The organism is Autumnicola musiva, from assembly GCF_031846585.1.
Lineage (GTDB): Bacteria > Bacteroidota > Bacteroidia > Flavobacteriales > Flavobacteriaceae > Autumnicola > Autumnicola musiva.
Genome location: NZ_JAVRHK010000003.1, coordinates 265,089 through 281,298, shown reverse-complemented (window position 1 = coordinate 281,298; position 16,210 = coordinate 265,089). Strand labels below are relative to the sequence as shown.

Annotated in this window: 21 protein-coding genes; 9 read left to right on the top strand and 12 right to left on the bottom strand. The window is 39.4% G+C overall.

The features are described 5' to 3' along the window. Positions 1–94: 94 nt before the first annotated feature. Together RM539_RS06135 and RM539_RS06130 are read right to left on the bottom strand one after the other, a co-directional pair. Positions 95–751, bottom strand: coding sequence for a class I SAM-dependent methyltransferase (locus RM539_RS06135; RefSeq protein ID WP_311502521.1), 657 nt, complete (start codon positions 749–751; stop codon positions 95–97). Between the two features lie 143 nt (positions 752–894). Next, on the bottom strand, positions 895–1,542 hold the full coding sequence (locus tag RM539_RS06130; protein ID WP_311502520.1) for an N-acetylmuramoyl-L-alanine amidase family protein: 648 nt from the start codon (positions 1,540–1,542) through the stop codon (positions 895–897). Positions 1,543–1,731: 189 nt separating this feature from the next. On the opposite strand from RM539_RS06130, the gene RM539_RS06125 reads away from it, so the two are divergent. Continuing rightward, complete coding sequence (locus RM539_RS06125; RefSeq protein WP_031428457.1) at positions 1,732–2,019, top strand: hypothetical protein; 288 nt, start codon at positions 1,732–1,734, stop codon at positions 2,017–2,019. Between the two features lie 50 nt (positions 2,020–2,069). On the opposite strand, the gene RM539_RS20070 is transcribed toward RM539_RS06125, so the two are convergent. Then, the gene (locus RM539_RS20070) at positions 2,070–2,318 is read right to left on the bottom strand and encodes a hypothetical protein (protein WP_432264612.1); all 249 of its coding nucleotides are present in this window, start codon (positions 2,316–2,318) and stop codon (positions 2,070–2,072) included. 5 nt (positions 2,319–2,323) lie between these two features. Here RM539_RS20070 and RM539_RS06115 point away from each other — a divergent pair, with 5 nt between their 5' ends. From RM539_RS06115 to RM539_RS06085, 7 genes are read left to right on the top strand one after another with little or no spacing between them, the layout of a single operon-like run. Beyond that, positions 2,324–4,720 carry a TraG family conjugative transposon ATPase gene (locus tag RM539_RS06115; RefSeq protein WP_121665212.1) on the top strand — a complete coding sequence of 799 codons (2,397 nt, stop codon included), beginning with the start codon at positions 2,324–2,326 and terminating at the stop codon, positions 4,718–4,720. A 12-nt stretch (positions 4,721–4,732) separates the two neighbouring features. Continuing rightward, entirely contained in the window at positions 4,733–5,302 is a 570-nt protein-coding gene (locus RM539_RS06110) for a conjugal transfer protein (RefSeq protein ID WP_121665213.1), read from the top strand. A gap of 2 nt (positions 5,303–5,304) precedes the next feature. Further along, a complete protein-coding gene (locus tag RM539_RS06105) occupies positions 5,305–6,147 on the top strand; it encodes a hypothetical protein (protein ID WP_121665214.1) in 843 nt (280 codons plus the stop codon). Between the two features lie 11 nt (positions 6,148–6,158). Then, a complete protein-coding gene (locus RM539_RS06100) occupies positions 6,159–6,773 on the top strand; it encodes a conjugal transfer protein TraK (protein WP_008615580.1) in 615 nt (204 codons plus the stop codon). 33 nt (positions 6,774–6,806) lie between these two features. After that, the gene (gene traM, locus RM539_RS06095; RefSeq protein ID WP_008615579.1) at positions 6,807–7,736 is read left to right on the top strand and encodes a conjugative transposon protein TraM; all 930 of its coding nucleotides are present in this window, start codon (positions 6,807–6,809) and stop codon (positions 7,734–7,736) included. A gap of 55 nt (positions 7,737–7,791) precedes the next feature. Next, on the top strand, positions 7,792–8,625 hold the full coding sequence (locus RM539_RS06090) for a DUF4138 domain-containing protein (RefSeq protein ID WP_121665215.1): 834 nt from the start codon (positions 7,792–7,794) through the stop codon (positions 8,623–8,625). Between the two features lie 7 nt (positions 8,626–8,632). Further along, complete coding sequence (locus RM539_RS06085) at positions 8,633–8,998, top strand: hypothetical protein (protein ID WP_008612778.1); 366 nt, start codon at positions 8,633–8,635, stop codon at positions 8,996–8,998. A gap of 5 nt (positions 8,999–9,003) precedes the next feature. On the opposite strand, the gene RM539_RS06080 is transcribed toward RM539_RS06085, so the two are convergent. The 7 genes from RM539_RS06080 to RM539_RS06050 all read right to left on the bottom strand — a co-directional run bounded on the left by RM539_RS06080 (position 9,004) and on the right by RM539_RS06050 (position 12,938). Then, complete coding sequence (locus RM539_RS06080) at positions 9,004–9,381, bottom strand: nucleotidyl transferase AbiEii/AbiGii toxin family protein (RefSeq protein ID WP_262696551.1); 378 nt, start codon at positions 9,379–9,381, stop codon at positions 9,004–9,006. Positions 9,382–9,419: 38 nt separating this feature from the next. Next, positions 9,420–9,833 (bottom strand): nucleotidyl transferase AbiEii/AbiGii toxin family protein, encoded by a 414-nt coding sequence (locus tag RM539_RS06075; RefSeq protein ID WP_311502519.1) that lies wholly within the window; start codon positions 9,831–9,833, stop codon positions 9,420–9,422. Next, on the bottom strand, positions 9,791–10,579 hold the full coding sequence (locus RM539_RS06070) for a type IV toxin-antitoxin system AbiEi family antitoxin domain-containing protein (RefSeq protein ID WP_121665216.1): 789 nt from the start codon (positions 10,577–10,579) through the stop codon (positions 9,791–9,793). Before RM539_RS06070 ends, RM539_RS06075 begins: the two co-directional genes overlap by 43 nt. A 145-nt stretch (positions 10,580–10,724) precedes the next feature. Next, on the bottom strand, positions 10,725–11,156 hold the full coding sequence (locus tag RM539_RS06065) for a hypothetical protein (protein ID WP_040879652.1): 432 nt from the start codon (positions 11,154–11,156) through the stop codon (positions 10,725–10,727). A 55-nt stretch (positions 11,157–11,211) separates the two neighbouring features. Beyond that, positions 11,212–12,102 (bottom strand): cation diffusion facilitator family transporter, encoded by an 891-nt coding sequence (locus tag RM539_RS06060; protein WP_008612781.1) that lies wholly within the window; start codon positions 12,100–12,102, stop codon positions 11,212–11,214. Between the two features lie 12 nt (positions 12,103–12,114). Continuing rightward, positions 12,115–12,615, bottom strand: a complete 501-nt coding sequence (locus RM539_RS06055; protein ID WP_008612784.1) for a DUF2231 domain-containing protein — start codon at positions 12,613–12,615, stop codon at positions 12,115–12,117. Positions 12,616–12,620: 5 nt separating this feature from the next. Further along, positions 12,621–12,938 (bottom strand): hypothetical protein, encoded by a 318-nt coding sequence (locus RM539_RS06050; RefSeq protein WP_121665217.1) that lies wholly within the window; start codon positions 12,936–12,938, stop codon positions 12,621–12,623. A 190-nt stretch (positions 12,939–13,128) separates the two neighbouring features. Between RM539_RS06050 and RM539_RS06045 the strand changes: the two genes are divergently transcribed. Next, on the top strand, positions 13,129–13,560 hold the full coding sequence (locus RM539_RS06045; protein WP_121665218.1) for a DUF2147 domain-containing protein: 432 nt from the start codon (positions 13,129–13,131) through the stop codon (positions 13,558–13,560). A 15-nt stretch (positions 13,561–13,575) separates the two neighbouring features. Here the strand turns inward: RM539_RS06045 and RM539_RS06040 are convergent, their stop codons facing one another. Beyond that, positions 13,576–15,159, bottom strand: coding sequence for a type IV secretory system conjugative DNA transfer family protein (locus RM539_RS06040; protein WP_121665219.1), 1,584 nt, complete (start codon positions 15,157–15,159; stop codon positions 13,576–13,578). A 9-nt stretch (positions 15,160–15,168) separates the two neighbouring features. Continuing rightward, entirely contained in the window at positions 15,169–16,200 is a 1,032-nt protein-coding gene (gene mobB / locus RM539_RS06035; protein ID WP_121665220.1) for a MobB family relaxase, read from the bottom strand. Positions 16,201–16,210 lie beyond the last annotated feature (10 nt).

Below are 16,210 nucleotides of genomic sequence, written 5' to 3'. Positions count from 1 at the left end.
AACTTAGATTTTTTAATTTGATAGCTTTTGAGTAGGCTGGTGATACAAAAAGTAAATTTAAATTGAATGCTTTTTCATAAACAGTGTATAAGGTTTATTCGGGCTTACTACCGGAAGCGACAAATACACCTCCATAATTAAAACTATCATCCACTTTAAAATTGGAAACCTTCGTCTCTAAATATTGGTATATTGGTCTGTCCACTTCGCCTTTCCCAATCCATTTTACAAAATCGCCCTTTAAACTTGGTTTTTCAAGATACCAGTCGAGAATAACAATTCTACCGTTTGGTTTTAAAATTGAAATCATATTGTCGATTATGTTTCGCCATTCGGGCAGCCCAGACAAACCAAGGTCGCAAAAAACGGAGTCGATGATAATTTGTTCATCCCGATAATCAAGCCAATTCTGATCAATTTTTGTGGCGTTGTTTAATTCTATTTTGACATTTGTCCAACCGTTTTTTTCTATTTTTTGTTTGGCCTTATCAAGCATTCCACTCGACAGGTCAATGCCAATGATAAGTCCTGTATTGTTCAAATATTCGTTGAAATATTTAAAGTTGACCCCTGTTCCGCAGGGCACGTTTAATACGGTCTGTCCATTTTTGAGTTGAAGCTCTTTGATGGCATAGTTCCTGGCTTTTTTATAATACCAATTTGAGATGTAATCGTAAATGACGGAAAGCTTATCGTAGTAACGAATAGCGTTTTCCTGTTCTTCCTTTGTTCCGTACATTTGAGTTTCCATTATGCTTTTTTATCTGGTGATGAACTTGTTGTATAAAAATACTCATTTCTTATTTTTCAGGTCATAAATCTGCCTTAGAACTTCTGACAAAAAAACTTTCAATACTTCTCGGATGCTTTTAATTGTTTCGATGAATATGTCTTTCATAATCGTTTATTTGAGTAGTTATAGATTCCTTTTAAAATAGCCATCGCCACGGCCTTGACTTTAGAAGGCTGCAAAAAATAGAACCCTTCATCTTCGTTGGAAAGAAATCCAACTTCTACTAAAACAGCAGGGCGGTAATCAACACTTTCTCGAAGCACCTGAAAATTCGCAAACTTCACGCCTCTACTCTCAAAACCCAATTCTTTTTTAAAACAAGCCTGCAACAGATAAGCAAGCAAGGTTGAGAGGCCTGAAAACTGAGATTTAGTATTAGTCACATAAACTTCAATGCCTCTTGCGTTAGCATTATCTGAATGATTGCAATGCAAGGAAATAAACAAATCAGCTTTAAGAGCCTTTGCCAACTTGGTTCTATCAGATAATGAAATAAGCGTATCGTTATACCGGGTCAAAAAAATATCCAACGGTGTTTTTGACTTTTTGTTAAGCCTTAAAACTTCCAGAGCGATGTTCAGTACGACATCCTTTTCCTGTACGAAATTAATTCCTACCGCACCGGAATCTTTTCCGCCGTGACCAACATCAATAACAATTCGTTTTTGAGTTGCTGGTTTCTGCCCAAAAACGATGCACATTTTTAGGAGCAAAAAGACAAAACTGACGTTTTTGAGCACTTTTTTCATTTTCAATCTTTGGGTTATCAACAATCTACCTTCCAAAATCCATAGAATTTGATGTCAAATAATGGCAACGGAATTCAATTAGTATCAAATAATATTTTATTCACAAATATTTGATTTTCAAGTATTTGAATACAAATATATGTACTTTTCCCTTAACGAAAACGAATCGAAAACTTAAACTGTTCCGTTATGAAAAAATCAATCTACTTGGCAACTTTTCTCTCGTTGCTATCAACATCACTTTTTGCACAAATTGGAGGAATCGAAGATTCAGTTGACGATGTTTCCAACACCATCAGGACAATTTTTCCAATAATCCTTGGTGTAATCTTCCTGATTGGTTTCCTGTTCAACGCAGGACATTTCTTTGGGGAAAATGCAGACCTTAAAAAAGGGATTACCCGTGTTCTCGTTTTTGTATTGATTGCAGGAGCTGTGGTCGGCATCTTTACCTACCTAATCGGTATCGTGGTCTAAACCCTTAAGAGTGATTTTAAATCAACTGTACCTATGAAAAAGTTCGAGGTCTATAAAAACATCAGGAAACGGGCGGTCATTTTCGGACTGCCGATTTCCCTGTTTGCAATAATGATGGTTTCCATTCTCGCTTCACTATTGGTCATCATCTTCTCGTTCAGCTTCGGGATTATCATTGGCGTATTGCTTTTCAATTCAGCTTTGTATATCGCTTTGACCCGGATAACCGGCAATCCACAGCTTTTCCAGATAGCGAAAGCATTCCCTAAAATCATCAGTAACAAAAGAAACTCCGACATCGATTATGAATAAGATTAACCTTTCGGCATACCGACCCATCGCAGATATTCAGGACAATATCATTTTTGCCAACAATGGCAACGTAGTCTTATGTTACGAAGGCAATTTGCCCGAGATTTATTCCTTGTCCGAAAAAGATTTTGAGGATATGCACGGGGCTTGGTTTCAGGCTTTGAAGTCATTACCCGTGGGTACGGTAATCCATAAACAGGACATTTATTTGAAAAAATCCTACTCTTCGGAACAACTGCCCAGTAAAACCTTTCTGGAAAAGGCGACTCACGACCATTTTAAAGGGCGTGAGTATATGGAGCACCGCTGCTTCCTGTTCTTTATCCTGACCAAGAATAAAGCGCTCAACAATCCAAAATATGTCAACCCTTTCCGAAAGGTTTCAAAGAGTATTATTAGGGAACTCGATGATACCGTGCAACGTTTTATCGGCTCGGTAAGTGATTCGGTTTCCTTTATCAACAATAGCCGTAAAATGGAATTTCTTCCGCTTGAAGCGAAAGGGATTGAGCAACTGACCAATGGGTATTTCAATGGCTTCAATGAAGGTTTTGATACGGATATTTTACTTGAAAAGAAAAACGTCAATATAGGCGAAAATTATTTTGATGCCCTGGCCATCAACAGCGAACTGTGCTTTGGCGAAAGTGTACAGAGCAGCAAGCCCAATGAGAAATTCACTTCTGACGATTTTGTATTTCATCAAGGGTTTATTGATGGTTTAGGGCTTACGCTAAACGAAAACCACATCGTCAACCAAATTCTTTATCTGGACGATAAACAAAAGTGGCGCAAGCTGCTCGATAAGAAAGTCGAGGAACTGAACAAAAGTTCCAACTTTGGTTCGCAAAACAAAGTGGTACTTGGAAAAATCCAGCACATTCTTGACCAGATCAATGCCGATGATAATGCCCGGATTATTCGTGGTCATTTGAATATTGTCTATTGGGACCGGGAGGCCCGGAGCCTTGATAGAATTTCTTCTAAAATAAAAACCGAGTTTAAGGAATTGGATATTATTCCCTATTATCCACGGGGCGAGGAACGTAAGAATTACATTCTGAACAGCTACTGCTGTTTTTCTTCCAATTTCTCGAATAATGATCTGTACGTAACCGATCTGAAACACGCGCTTTGCCTGTTCATCAATAACACCAACTACAAATCGGATGCTACCGGAATCATCTTTAACGACCGGGAACATAATATTCCTGTTCTCAAAGATGTCTGGGACGAACAAAAAAAGCGAATCAAGGCACGGAATTTTGCCATTTTCGCGCCCACCGGTGAAGGCAAATCCTTTTTAGCAAACAATATCCTTCGACAATATTTTGAAAGTGGTGTTCGCCTGGTCATCATCGACCTGGGTGGTTCTTATACCAAATTCGCCAAACTCTATCCAGAACAGTACACCGTCTTGCGCTATGAAAGTGGAAAGAACCTGGGAATCAACCCATTTTACATCAGCGATATCAATGACCTAACACCGGAACGCTTGGAAGATTTATCGGTGTTCCTATTTGAGCTGTTCGCTTCCGATTTAAAAGTAACCAAGGCACAATCTGTTTCCGTCAAGAAAATATTGCGCCATTATTATGATAGCACTTTAGAAAACCACTCCTTGGATGGTTTTTATCATTTTATCGAGCGCAACCAAAAAGACCTTTTGGGTAAACTTAAAATCCATCGGGACTACTTCAATGTTACGGGCTTCTTGCACGTGATGTCGGAGTATGTTGGCGATGGGCTATATAGCTTCCTCTTTGAAGTCAGAGAAGACCAGACCTATAAAATCGAGGATAAACGTTTGATCGTTTTTGAGCTGGACGAAGTAAAGGACAATAAGGAAATCCTGTCCGTAATGTTGAAGCTCATTAAGTCCGCCATCCAACGAACCATTTGGAAGAACCGTGCGGAAAAGGGGATCATCCTTTTCGATGAGTTTGCCAAGCAGTTGAAGTTTGAAAACGTACTGGAAAGTGTTGAATTCTACTATCAGGCCATCCGTAAACAGAACGGAGCGATTGGGATTATTCTGCAATCCATCAATCAACTTCCAAATAATTCAACTTCGGCAAGCATCCTAGAAAATACACAGGTTATCTACAGCCTGAACAACGAGAAAGGCTATGCGGAACTTGTCAAGCGGCTTAACCTATCAAGCCACGATTTAAACCAATTAAAATCCATCAAGAACAATCTTTCCGGAAAACGAAAGTACACTGAAATGTTCATCAAGATTGGTAAGGAGAGTAACATTTTTAGGCTTGAAGTTCCCAAGGAAGTATATGCCGCTTATCTCACGGATGGAAAGGAAAATGAAGAAATAATGAAGCTTTTCGAAAAACATCAGGATATGGAAAAAGCAATCACGGAATATTCATCTTAAAATATATAAACAATGAAAACAAAACTCTTAATTCTCGCAATGGCATTACTGTTCAGCTTCAATATGAAAGCGCAAGGAATGCCTACTTATGACAATACCAATTTTATCAGCTTGGTAAAGCAACTTATAGAATCTGGGAAACAGACGGCTCAAATGATAAAGTCTGTAAAGTTCCTAAAAGATGCGAAGGAAAGCATTGAGAAAGTATCAAACGTGGTACAACAGTTAAGAGCTGTTCAAGAAATTGGTCAGAATAATCAGCGCCTTATCAATGTAATGCAAAATGACCTACAGGATATCCTGAACTCGCCTTACATCAAACCAGATGAAGTTAGCAGAGTTGTGGAATCGTTCGATGCCATAGTTCAAAACTCCTTGGAAACGGTTGACTTTATTGATCAAGTTTTATCAAGTGATTATCTAAAAATGAGCGATGCCGAACGTGCAGAAATCTTGAAAGAAAAAGAACTGGAATCGAAAGAAATGGTTTCGGAAATCACATTGAAAACTAAACGATACCGAGATATAATTTCTTTCCGCAAGATGCAGGATAAAATCAATAATAGGGAAACAGGATATTAATTATGACCGCGGCAATCATTTTAGGGATAGGCTTGGAATACGTTGATACCGTTTTCCAGACCATACAGAACAGCAGCTTCTCACAATATACCATTGCGGGAATGAAAACGCTTGCCGTACTGTTCTTTCTGATCAACATCCTCAAAAAATATAATGAGGGCGTTACAGATCAGGGTAGTTATACTTGGGGATTAAGTCCAGCGGAACTGATCAAAAATTTCGCGGTCGTTCTTCTGGTCATATTTTCAACACAGGTATTGGGCTTTTTTGACGGTATTCTGGTGGCCATCGAAGTACAATATCGGGGAACTGCTCCGGCTTTGTTGCCCTTGCAGATGCAGGATATTCCCATTGAGGAAGAGGTAAATATTATAAAAGCAGCCCAGGCCGCAATGTCTTTGCTTTATGAAGCTTTGGTAACACCACTTTTCGGTTTTAAGATATTTGCCTTCGTCGTGAGTACAATATTATGGATTCTCGATTTGTTCATTTACCCATTATTCCTTGCGGAACGTTTCTTCTTGTTGGGAATAATGCAGGCATTCTTCCCATTGGTCATAAGCCTTGCCGTTTTTGAAAAGTTCCGTTCGCTCGCCTATAACTTTTTCAAATTGTACGCTGCTGTTTATATGCTGGTACCTGCGTTCTTTCTGGTCAATGTATTCGTCAATGCGCTTTATACCGAGATAAATACCAATTTCTGGACGAACTTATTTGGAACTGACGTTGGTAGCGGCTTTTTTGCCCCGGTCGTACAGCTTGGTTCGGTAGGATTTATCGTCTTTCTAAAATTCAAACTTTACCGGCGCGCGACCTCATTTACCCTAAAATTATTTACTGCCTAAAACCCATACAAATGAAAACACCTTATAAAAATATTTACGCAGTCCTTAGAATTAATCGGTTCATCGTCTTGGCCGTTGTCATTTGCTCCGTTTTGTCCAGTTTCTTTGCCGTTTGGATGGTATTCAACATCAATAAAAAAGTCCTGAACAATGCCTTTGCGATCAATACCGATGGAAGTATTATTCCCCTAAAACTCGTTACCCAAAAGGAAAACTTTAAGGTGGAAGCCTTGGCCCATTTGGAACTGTTCCACAATTACTTCTACAACATTGATGCAAGCAATTATGAAAAGAACTTGGAAAAGGCACTTTGGTTGGGTAACAGTTCCGTGGACAATCTCTATCGCCAAAAGAAGGCCGATGGTGTCTATAATCGGTTACTGCAATATTCATTAGTCCAAAAGGTGGTCAGTATCGATTCCCAAGTCGAGGAAAAAAATGGAGTTTACACCTTCAAGACGGTTACCGTATTTGAAATCAATCGGGGTTCGATTATCGATACTTATGAACTGGTTTCCACCGGAAACCTGATTACGGTCGACCGAAACTTCCCCAACAATCCACACGGATTGTTGATTACGAACTATTTTGAAAAATCCCTTAAAAAACTGAACAATGAAAATTGAAAGCCCATAATGGGCATTTAAAAACCAATGATTATGAAGATAGAAAAGAACAAAATAGTCTTTGCAGCGGTGCTTGCCGTAGTATTCATTTTCCTGATTTCCTATTCCATTATGGTTATGGGCAATGATGAAAGTGAAAACGAAAACCTTAAAGAGACGTCGGTTCCCGCATTGGAAGAAGATCAAAAGGAGTACGATTCCAAACTGGATGCCATCAATGATCTTAAGGAAGTGCGGGAAACCAACGCACCAAGCATCTACGATGAAAAGCTGATCGATTCCCTCGGCTTTTACGATCCAGATTTGCCCGAACAGGAAAAGGAACGCATTGTGGATAGTATCTACTCCGCAGGGAAAATCAAGTATTCCGAAAAAAATTATCGGAATATTGGGGTTAAGAAAACTGTTGTCAAGGTCGCAAAAGTGGTTGACTCCGCTGCAATAAAAGCGGAAGAAAAAATTGCTGCAAAGGAAATGGGGCTGGAACACCAGTTGTTTTTTGCTTCCGATCCCAAGGAAAGCACTGTTTCCGTGTCCGGTTCAACGGATGCTGTAATCTATGCCGTTGTAGATGGTGACCAAGTAGTCAAGGCAAATTCGCGTTTGCGGATGCGCCTGACCAAAACCGCCACCATCAATAGCAAACGGATTCCAAAAAACACTCCAATTTACGGTTTTATCAGTTTTCAGCCCAATCGGGTTTTGATTGAGATCGAGAACATTCAACATCAACCCACAAAACTGAAAGCATTCGATCTACAGGATGGTAGCGATGGCATTTATGTGGAAAACAACTTTCGTGCAGAGGTAACCAGCGAAGTTGTAGGCGATATGGTGGATGACATAAACATTACGGGTGTACCACAAGTAAGCGGTTTCAAAAAGATATTTCAGCGCAACCACCGGAACGTAAAGGTTACCGTACTCAACAATTACAGACTAATCCTAAAGCCTAAATTATGACCCCATAATCCCGAACTGAATTCGGGACAAGTAGGGCATTTAAAAACTCACTCTTATGAAAAATTATATTTTTATCTCAATATTTCTGTGCGGTACAGCCTTCGCAAAAGCGCAAACACCTATCACACTCGATACCATTTATGCCAATGACCAAAAGAACGTGGCCTTGTTCTTCCCAGAACCCATACGTCAGGGAATTACGGGATCAGACAATTTTGTATTCACCTACAATCGCGAGAAAGAACAGTATTTTGGATTGCTCCAAGCAAAGCCGGGAATGGAAAGTAATCTGTTGGTGGTCAATAGAAATGGTTCAGTTTTTTCGTATATTGTAAGGTATAAGAAACAGCTTGATAGACTGAATTATTTTATACCGAAGTCTAAAAGCATCGGCAATGAAAAGCCTATTGTTGCTGATTCGACAAAAGTAGTTGTGTTTAAGAAGGAGTTGGGAAATGAGGTCTATTATTACCAAAAATTTTGTTCCTATTTAATTGATCGAAAGCAACGGATTGGTCGTATAAAAAAGCGAAATGAGGGCATCGTTTTAAGTATTGAAAACATTGTTTTTGATAAGGAAGAGCTTTACTTCGTAATCCAGATTGAAAATAAATCTACCTTGGATTACGATCTGAATTTCTTAAAATTATCGGTAGAGACGAGACAAAAGGGTAAAAAGAAATCATTGCAAAGTCTTTATCAAGAGCCTATTTTTAAATATAATCTGCCTACCAAAGTAGTTGAAAATGAAACCGTTAGACTGGTTTACGTGCTGCCAAAATTTTCGATAAGCAATGACCGCAGGGCGGTTTTAGAGATCAACGAAAAGAACGGGGAAAGGCACTTAAAATTAAAAATATCGCATAGATTTATCAATAACCCAAATTAACTTAGATATGAAAAGAATAGCCATTTTTTCGTTAGTAGCACTTTTTCTGTCCTGTGCTGGGAAACAAGATCTTTCGCCGAGCGAAACTTCAAAAATCGTGGTGGAAAGTTTCTACAATAAAGATAATACAACCCTAAAGAAACATACCACCCCCGAAGGTTTTGAAGGTCTAAAAATGATACAGGATTTGATGACCGCAGGCAAATCAGGGGATTCCAATTTTAAAGTTTTGGAAGAAACTTCCGATGATAAGACCGCTTGGGTAAGGTTTACAACCTCTTATGAAGAAAATCCTGAATTATTCAAACTGCTTAAGGTAGATGGTCAATGGAAGGTTACGCAGCAAGGGCCAAGGGAGAAAGGGCCGTTTTGAAATAGTTACATTTGTGGAATTACCGTTTCCTTCAACCAATGGAACGCAGCTTTTTGATCGTATTGGATTTCCGGCCGTAACAAGCCTTCCATATCACCTTCAAAAGCTGCATCGTTTTCTTTGGCTTCCATATTTAGGAGGAACTCTTTTTGTGAAGGGACTTTGCCAACGGAAAATTCCATATAAGCCTTAAAGCACTTGATAATTTCATCAATGTCGATATCTACATTTTGTCTGGAATAATCCAGATCAAACAAATCCCTTCCTTTACTTCGTTGATAGAGTGCCCTTAACTTCGTGCCCAAAAGTTCATTGATTTTATATGTTTTAATATCCGCTCTTCCCGAAAACCAGGGGTTATCTATATCAAACGAGAATTCCATTCACTTCAGTACCTTAAAATGTTCTTTGCAGTTGATCTCTATCTTGAGCCGGCGACGCTCATTTTCATATTCCGATGTAAAACGGTACAGCGCTTTTGCTCCGTGCCCCCTTTTACCTGTGTACGCCTATCTTCCTCAAAAAAAGTAATGACCTCGCCTATGCGCTTCATAATGGGTTTGATAGGGCCTTCCTTAACCTGTACAAGGTCAATATCCTCGGAATACCTTGGAGCGGGGTTGAGATAAAGTTTATGTAAGGCTGTACCACCACGGAAAGCGAGGTTCTCCCTCAAAAAATCATCGTCAAAAATTGCCACCAATGCTCGGCTAATGACTAAATCCTGTTCAACCTGTGCAAATTCTTTCCAAGGTGCGTTTTCCCGCCATTGGGCTATATAAGGTTTTGAAATCATAAGTCGCTTTCTAACTGTAGGTTGGTATCTACCTTCCATTTATTATCCACCGAACCAGGTCGTTGTTGGTTGGTCGGCTTCAATAAAACCGGATGTATTTTTTGATTTTCCAAATGTTGAAAAATTAAATTGGACAAACTATTCTCTTGATCTATTTCATCCAATAAAAAACCCAGTCGTTGGAGTGTTGCCTTATTGCCATACCAACTCAATAAATCATCAAGATCATTATGGGTAACTTCTTCCAACAATTCTTCGATGGTGGATAGCATCCGGTTCAGCCCCCCCAATTTATTTTGATAATGCACCAAGTCTGCCAAGGTCAACGCCGGACTGGAAATATGATAAATACCGGCATCTGATTTTTTGGAAAGTATATTTTTTTCCGGCCAAGCGGAAGTGGTCAAAAACCGGATATTAATGGCCGACTTTTGAATATTCAATAGTTTGGGAGTTACTGTCATTACATAATCGTGCTGGGCTTGTTGATGGCTTGCACCATAAGCTTTTGCGGCACTATAAAAACCCAAATAATAACTACGGTCTAAATAATCAAAAAGTTTATCGATATAGAGACTTATGGGTAGTTTTCCGAAATTGGAATATCTGGGAGTGAGTATTAGGTAAAAACCTTTTCTTAAATTAATGACTTTGTTCTTTTCAATTAAATGAGCCAATTCCAGCCAAATTGCATTTTTGCTCTTCGTGGTCTTTTCCAATAGTTCATCAAGGGAAAAAGAATATTCTTCCACAGACAGCAATTTATCAATATATTCCGTTACCATAACTTTAGTAATTATTAGAGCAATATATAGTTTTTAGACATAAAACTAAAATAAATACTATTAAAAGCTCAAGATAATGCGTAGTTGTGCACTAACCCACACAGTTGCTTATAGCAAAAGTTGTGCTGACGCTTTTATCTTTCGTTCAGGTTTTCGATTTAAAGATCAAATTGTCCACTTCCAAATATTTCCGTTTCATAAGACTTAAAGCAAAAGCTCCGGCAGAAGCAGTAAAAACAGAAAAATCAAAAGCTCCTTTTATTCCGGTTGAAAAGGTCATTGACAAAGCAAACAGTAAAAGTAGCAATCCGCTCAATTTTGCAAACAGTTCCGTCTTAAATCCGATTATCAAAAAAACCGCAAAAATAATTTCAGCTCCTGTGGCCAAAATTCCGATGGTGGGGACGAGTGAATTCGGGATCCAAGGATTTATCAGTTGGGTATAGCCCAGAAAATTATCCCAATTGCCCCAAACAGAAACATTTTTGCTCCATATTCCGAACCTGTCGGCCACTGCCGATAAAAATCCGAATGAAATTGCCAATCGCAAAAAGAGCTTGATTATCTTAACAGTCATATTTATATACTTAAAAATTCCATTTTTCGATCAGGTTTGGTAAAACGCATCACAACTAGGCATCATCAGAAAGGGTATCTGGCTCAATATGAATCAAAATATTCATTAATTGGGGGAGTTCATTATGCAATCTATCTTTCAGTTTATGCGCAAGGTCGTGGCCTTCTTCAACACTTATTTTTCCATTGACGGTGGCGTGTAGATCCAAATGGTACTTCATCCCTGCTTTACGGACAAAGCATTTCTCCGTTCCCAATATTCCATCTACTTTTAGTGATACGTCACAGATTTTCTCTACCAGATCATCATAAACGTGTTCGTCCATTATTTCGCCAAGTGCCGGCCTGAAAATAAGGTAGGAATTGTACAAAATAAAAGCAGATGCAAAAAGTGCCGCCCAATCATCGGCAGTTTCATAACCCTTTCCAAAGATCAATGCAATACTGATACCAATAAAAGCGGTAACTGATGTAATGGCATCGCTTCGGTGGTGCCACGCATCGGCTTTGAGCGACGAACTGTTCGTTACCGCCGCTTTTTTGGAAACATAGCGATAAGACCCTTCTTTCCAAATGATGATTACACCAAGAACAATGAGTGTCCAAGCTTTAGGGACTTTATGCGGAGTTTGTATATTGATGATACTTTCATAAGCGATAATGGTAGCAGAGGTCACCAAAAAGGCAACCACCAAAAAGGTAATCAAAGGTTCTATTCGGGTATGACCATAGGGATGGTTTTTATCTGGTGGCCTCTGTGCGTATTTTAAACCTAAAAGAACAAATGTTGAAGAAAAAATATCAGCGGTAGATTCAATGGCATCAGCTATTAAAGCGTAAGAATTTCCTAAAATACCGGCACTTCCCTTGATCAAGGCCAATAAAATATTGCCCACTATGCTAAAGTAGCTTGATTTTATTGCCGTTTCCTCGTTTGTAACACCCATTGACCGCCCGTTTTATTTAACAAATTCAGAACAATCGGGGGAAGGCTGATAGGTTCCTGCGCCTTGCTGATAAACGAGGGAGGCACCTAAATGCCCAGTGTAGCAAAGTCCGAAAAGTCCGGCAGCCAATAAAAGAAGGGAAAAAGGCCTTGCCAAGGATAAAAATCTCTTGGGCATAAATCGAAAGCCTATTATCAATGCCAATGCAACGGAATACGTGATAAGGCTAGCATAACCCCACCATTGGTGTTCTTGAAGCACCTCGGGATCACATATTTTCCTTACTTCAATGTCGTACGCCAATTCCCCGGTATAAATGGTAATCCAGCCACTCAACACTCCAATAAACAACATTACAATGGTCGTTTGACCTAAAAAAAGTTTATGACCATCATTTGAGAAAAAAGGCTTCAATAGTGCTGCTATTGAAGCCAATAATAGGGTAACAATAGGCAAATGGACGAGAAAAGAATGCCATAATTCTTCCCTCCATATTGAAGGAATTTCTGCCATTAAAATCAGTTTAAGACTTTAACAGAAATAGGCACGAGCTTATTACCCTTTTTTTCAACGGTAACCTCTACTTTGCCATCTTCTTTTAAACTGTCGAAGGTAGTGGTGCTACCATCTTTGGTTAGGGTCGTTTCATCGGTAAAATAGAGTTCCAACAATTTATCATCTGAAGTCCTAACATAAATTTCTTTCTCTCCCGGCTCTACTGTTTCGGCAACACCTTGATAAGTACCTGAATCCACTATGTCGGTTTTCTTGTTTTCTCCGCAGGAATTCAATAAAAATAGGCAGCCGAATAGTGCGGTTAAAATTAATTTTTTCATCTTTTTTGAATTTTTAGTTTTTCAAAGTTACTAAAATATCGTTCAAATGCTTATCAATATTGATAATTGATTGATGAATTTATAGAACCATCAAATAATAATCACAGAAGACAAGTGTAAGAAATATATTACATTTAAGGTTTTTTTAGAATCTTCAAAATAATTTATAAAAAACTCGGTTATCTTACGTATGAAAAATTGGTTATTAAGTATAAGTTTTGGTTTGCTTTCTTGTTTTTACTCAAATGCCCAGGATATTTTTGGAAAGTGGGAAACATACAATCGTCACACCGGCGAAGTTCGCTCTATAGTAGAGGTCTTTCAAAAAAACGGAAAAGTATATGGCAAGGTTTTACGGATTATGGATAAAGAAGACCGCGATAACCTTTGCACCGAATGTGAAGGAGACGACAAAAACAAGAAAATAGAAGGCCTTGTTTTAATGAAAAATTATGAGAAGGACGGAGAAGAATATGTTGATGGGACAATTACCAATCCGAATGACGGAAAAGTTTACCGGTCAAAAATATGGCTCGATGAAAATGACCCCAATATTTTGAACGTTCGGGGCTACATTGGCTTTTTCTATAAAACAATGGAATGGGAACGGATGACGGAGTAGAAATGATGCATAACTTCATTTTTCAAATATCGACCTCGCCTCCTCATAAACCCGCTCAAAATTAGTTTCTAAATCAACTTGGGTAAATTGCTTTGATTCCTCGGGAAGCTCTCGCTGAATCTGCTGCAATTTAAACTGCACTTTTTTATCCTTCCCATCGGCATAGGTTATAAACTCGCCCTGTTTCAAGCGAAAGAATACATCTGCCCGGATTTTAGGGATTTCCTTTTCCCCTGTGGTTATGCGGGTATCAAAATCAAGGTTATGCCCACGGCTCACGCTTTTGGTAGGATCCTTTATAATCTCAAAAAAGCGTTCGTAATATTTGGCGGTGTCCGGGTCATTTACCTTACCGAAAAACTGGTAGGAAAGGTTGCTCAAGATCGCCTTGCTTGCCTTATCGCCGTACATCATATCGTTCTGTATCTTGTCCTGCATCACGTAGATGGTGGCAATGTCATAACTCCGCAAAGTTGCCGGAATCCGGTGCATATTCAATAGCCGTATGGTCGGGGCTTCTTCCATCAACAGAAACGATGGTTTGGAATTGCGCACACTCATTTGTTTGGTGATCGTATGGATTATTGTTGCAATGACGGGCGAATAGGAGGTTTCAAATTTTGGATTGTTCACAATCGAAATTACCGCAGGGTTATCTTCATTATTGATGTTGAGCGGCACTTCGTCTGCGGATAATGCCATAAAGATACGTTGGGTGCTTATCCGTTTTAGTGCATTGGCCAAGGTGCTTTTTACACCGGCGGTCTGCCGTTCGGAATCCTTTCCGCTTATAAAAGCGTCCGCCATTGCCCGTACTGTTGTGTTGGTTTCCAAAAACTGGATGAGACTGTCCGTGTCCAGATACTGATAAATGGCGATCAGATGCGGCAGGGTACAGAATTTTGGATAAGAGGTTTTTAGCTTCCAGATCAGTCCACCAATCAATCCTTCCGCAGCATCATTGAAAAATTTGGTCGTTCCCGAAGTTCCGGACTCCCTTTGCTCCAACAAGTTCTCGATCAGCACCCGGGAAACCTCGTTTACGCTTTCCTCGTTCTCTAAATACCGTGGGGCAATAGGATTGACCCTATGTATAATTTTATCAAAGGAAATCACTTTAAAAGGGATGTCACTATCCTTGAAAAGCGGATAAGCCATTTCCGTCAACTCAAAATCTTTGTAGTCGTGAATGATCCCGCAAAAGCCCTCTTTTTGGAAATGTTTCAGGAAACCATAAACTACGCTCTCGGTCTTGCCACTTCCGGCAGATCCTATGATGGATGCTCCACGTTTTACATTTTCCAATGTAAAACTTTCCTTGCTCGTTGCAAAGCTTACACGATACTTGCTCTCGGCACTTTTTGGCTCGTCCGTTTTGTGCAAAAAAACGTACAGTCCCGTATTAATTAGCATCAGCGGGCAAACCAGAATCAATGAAATCAAAATCAGTTCATTGTTGCTCGATTGGTAAAACACCAGAACCCCAAGTAAAATCACGTTTAAAATAAAGGCATAACGCGTCAACCTGTACAGCATATAAAATAGCGTACTTGTTAAACCAATGATTGCGAGTACCGTTGTAAGGTTGTCCAGTTGCATAACTAAGATTTAGATTCCGATGGAACTTGATTTGATGGCCACATCCAAACCCTTGCGCAGCTTATTGAAAACCTTTAGGGCAAGCTGTGCTTGATTGGTCGGGATACTTGGCATTATCGGGATACCCGTTTCCCGCATCAACTTAAAAGCAATCGCTTTTTCATTGGTGGGCAGTTTCATCAACGAGGCAAAATAGATTTTTGGGTTTTTAATAAAATCCTTCCTCGCCTTGTAGGTTTCTGCGAAGTTTCTTTGGTAGCCAAACGTCCTGTCAAAGGTCTTTTCGGCATTTTCAAAAAACTTGTCCCGGTCGAAACCCCGTTTGACTTTCTTACCGTTCATCTCGACATCGGAGGCTTTGTATTTGCTCCCGGGCGAAAGACTGAACGAATTGGAAGCGTCTTTCCGGCTCACGACGATGTGGATATGACTTTGGTTTCCGGCCTTGGGCATTCCCTGGACGATCCGTTTGCCATCCTGTTGGTGTGGCGCTTGGCGTTCCAGTTTTGCGATTTCTTTTTCTCGTTTCCTAACACTTCCTTCCATCGAGCCGCTTTCAATACTTCGGATCTCGTTTTTCAGCTGAAGTATTTTGGTGGCAAAGGGTTGGTTTTCCTTGATCTGTTTGTCGGTTCCCTTAAAGGTTCGTTGGTGTTCAATTTTTGCATAATATTTTATATCATCGATATTGACTGGCCGCCCATTGATTTTCCGGTTGAATGATGCTACATAATCTTTCATCAGCTCACGGGTGTACTTTTTTAAATCTTCGCTGCTGTTCTGCAATCTGTTTAATTCATACTTCGACGGACTGACCGTAATTGAATAAAATTTAGGTTCTTTCTTTTTTAATTTTGCACCGTTTCCATCAATATCTTTTACCACTTCTTCCGCTGAAAACTCATCGCCATATTGATTGAAAAAGTGTTCCATCTCTTCCTGTTCCAGACCTTGATTTTCCTTTTCCAAATAGCCCACAAAATCGCCTGAACTTTGTGAATAATTTCCTCCTAATTTTTGGGGTGTGATCGTGATATACATAGCTCAAAAA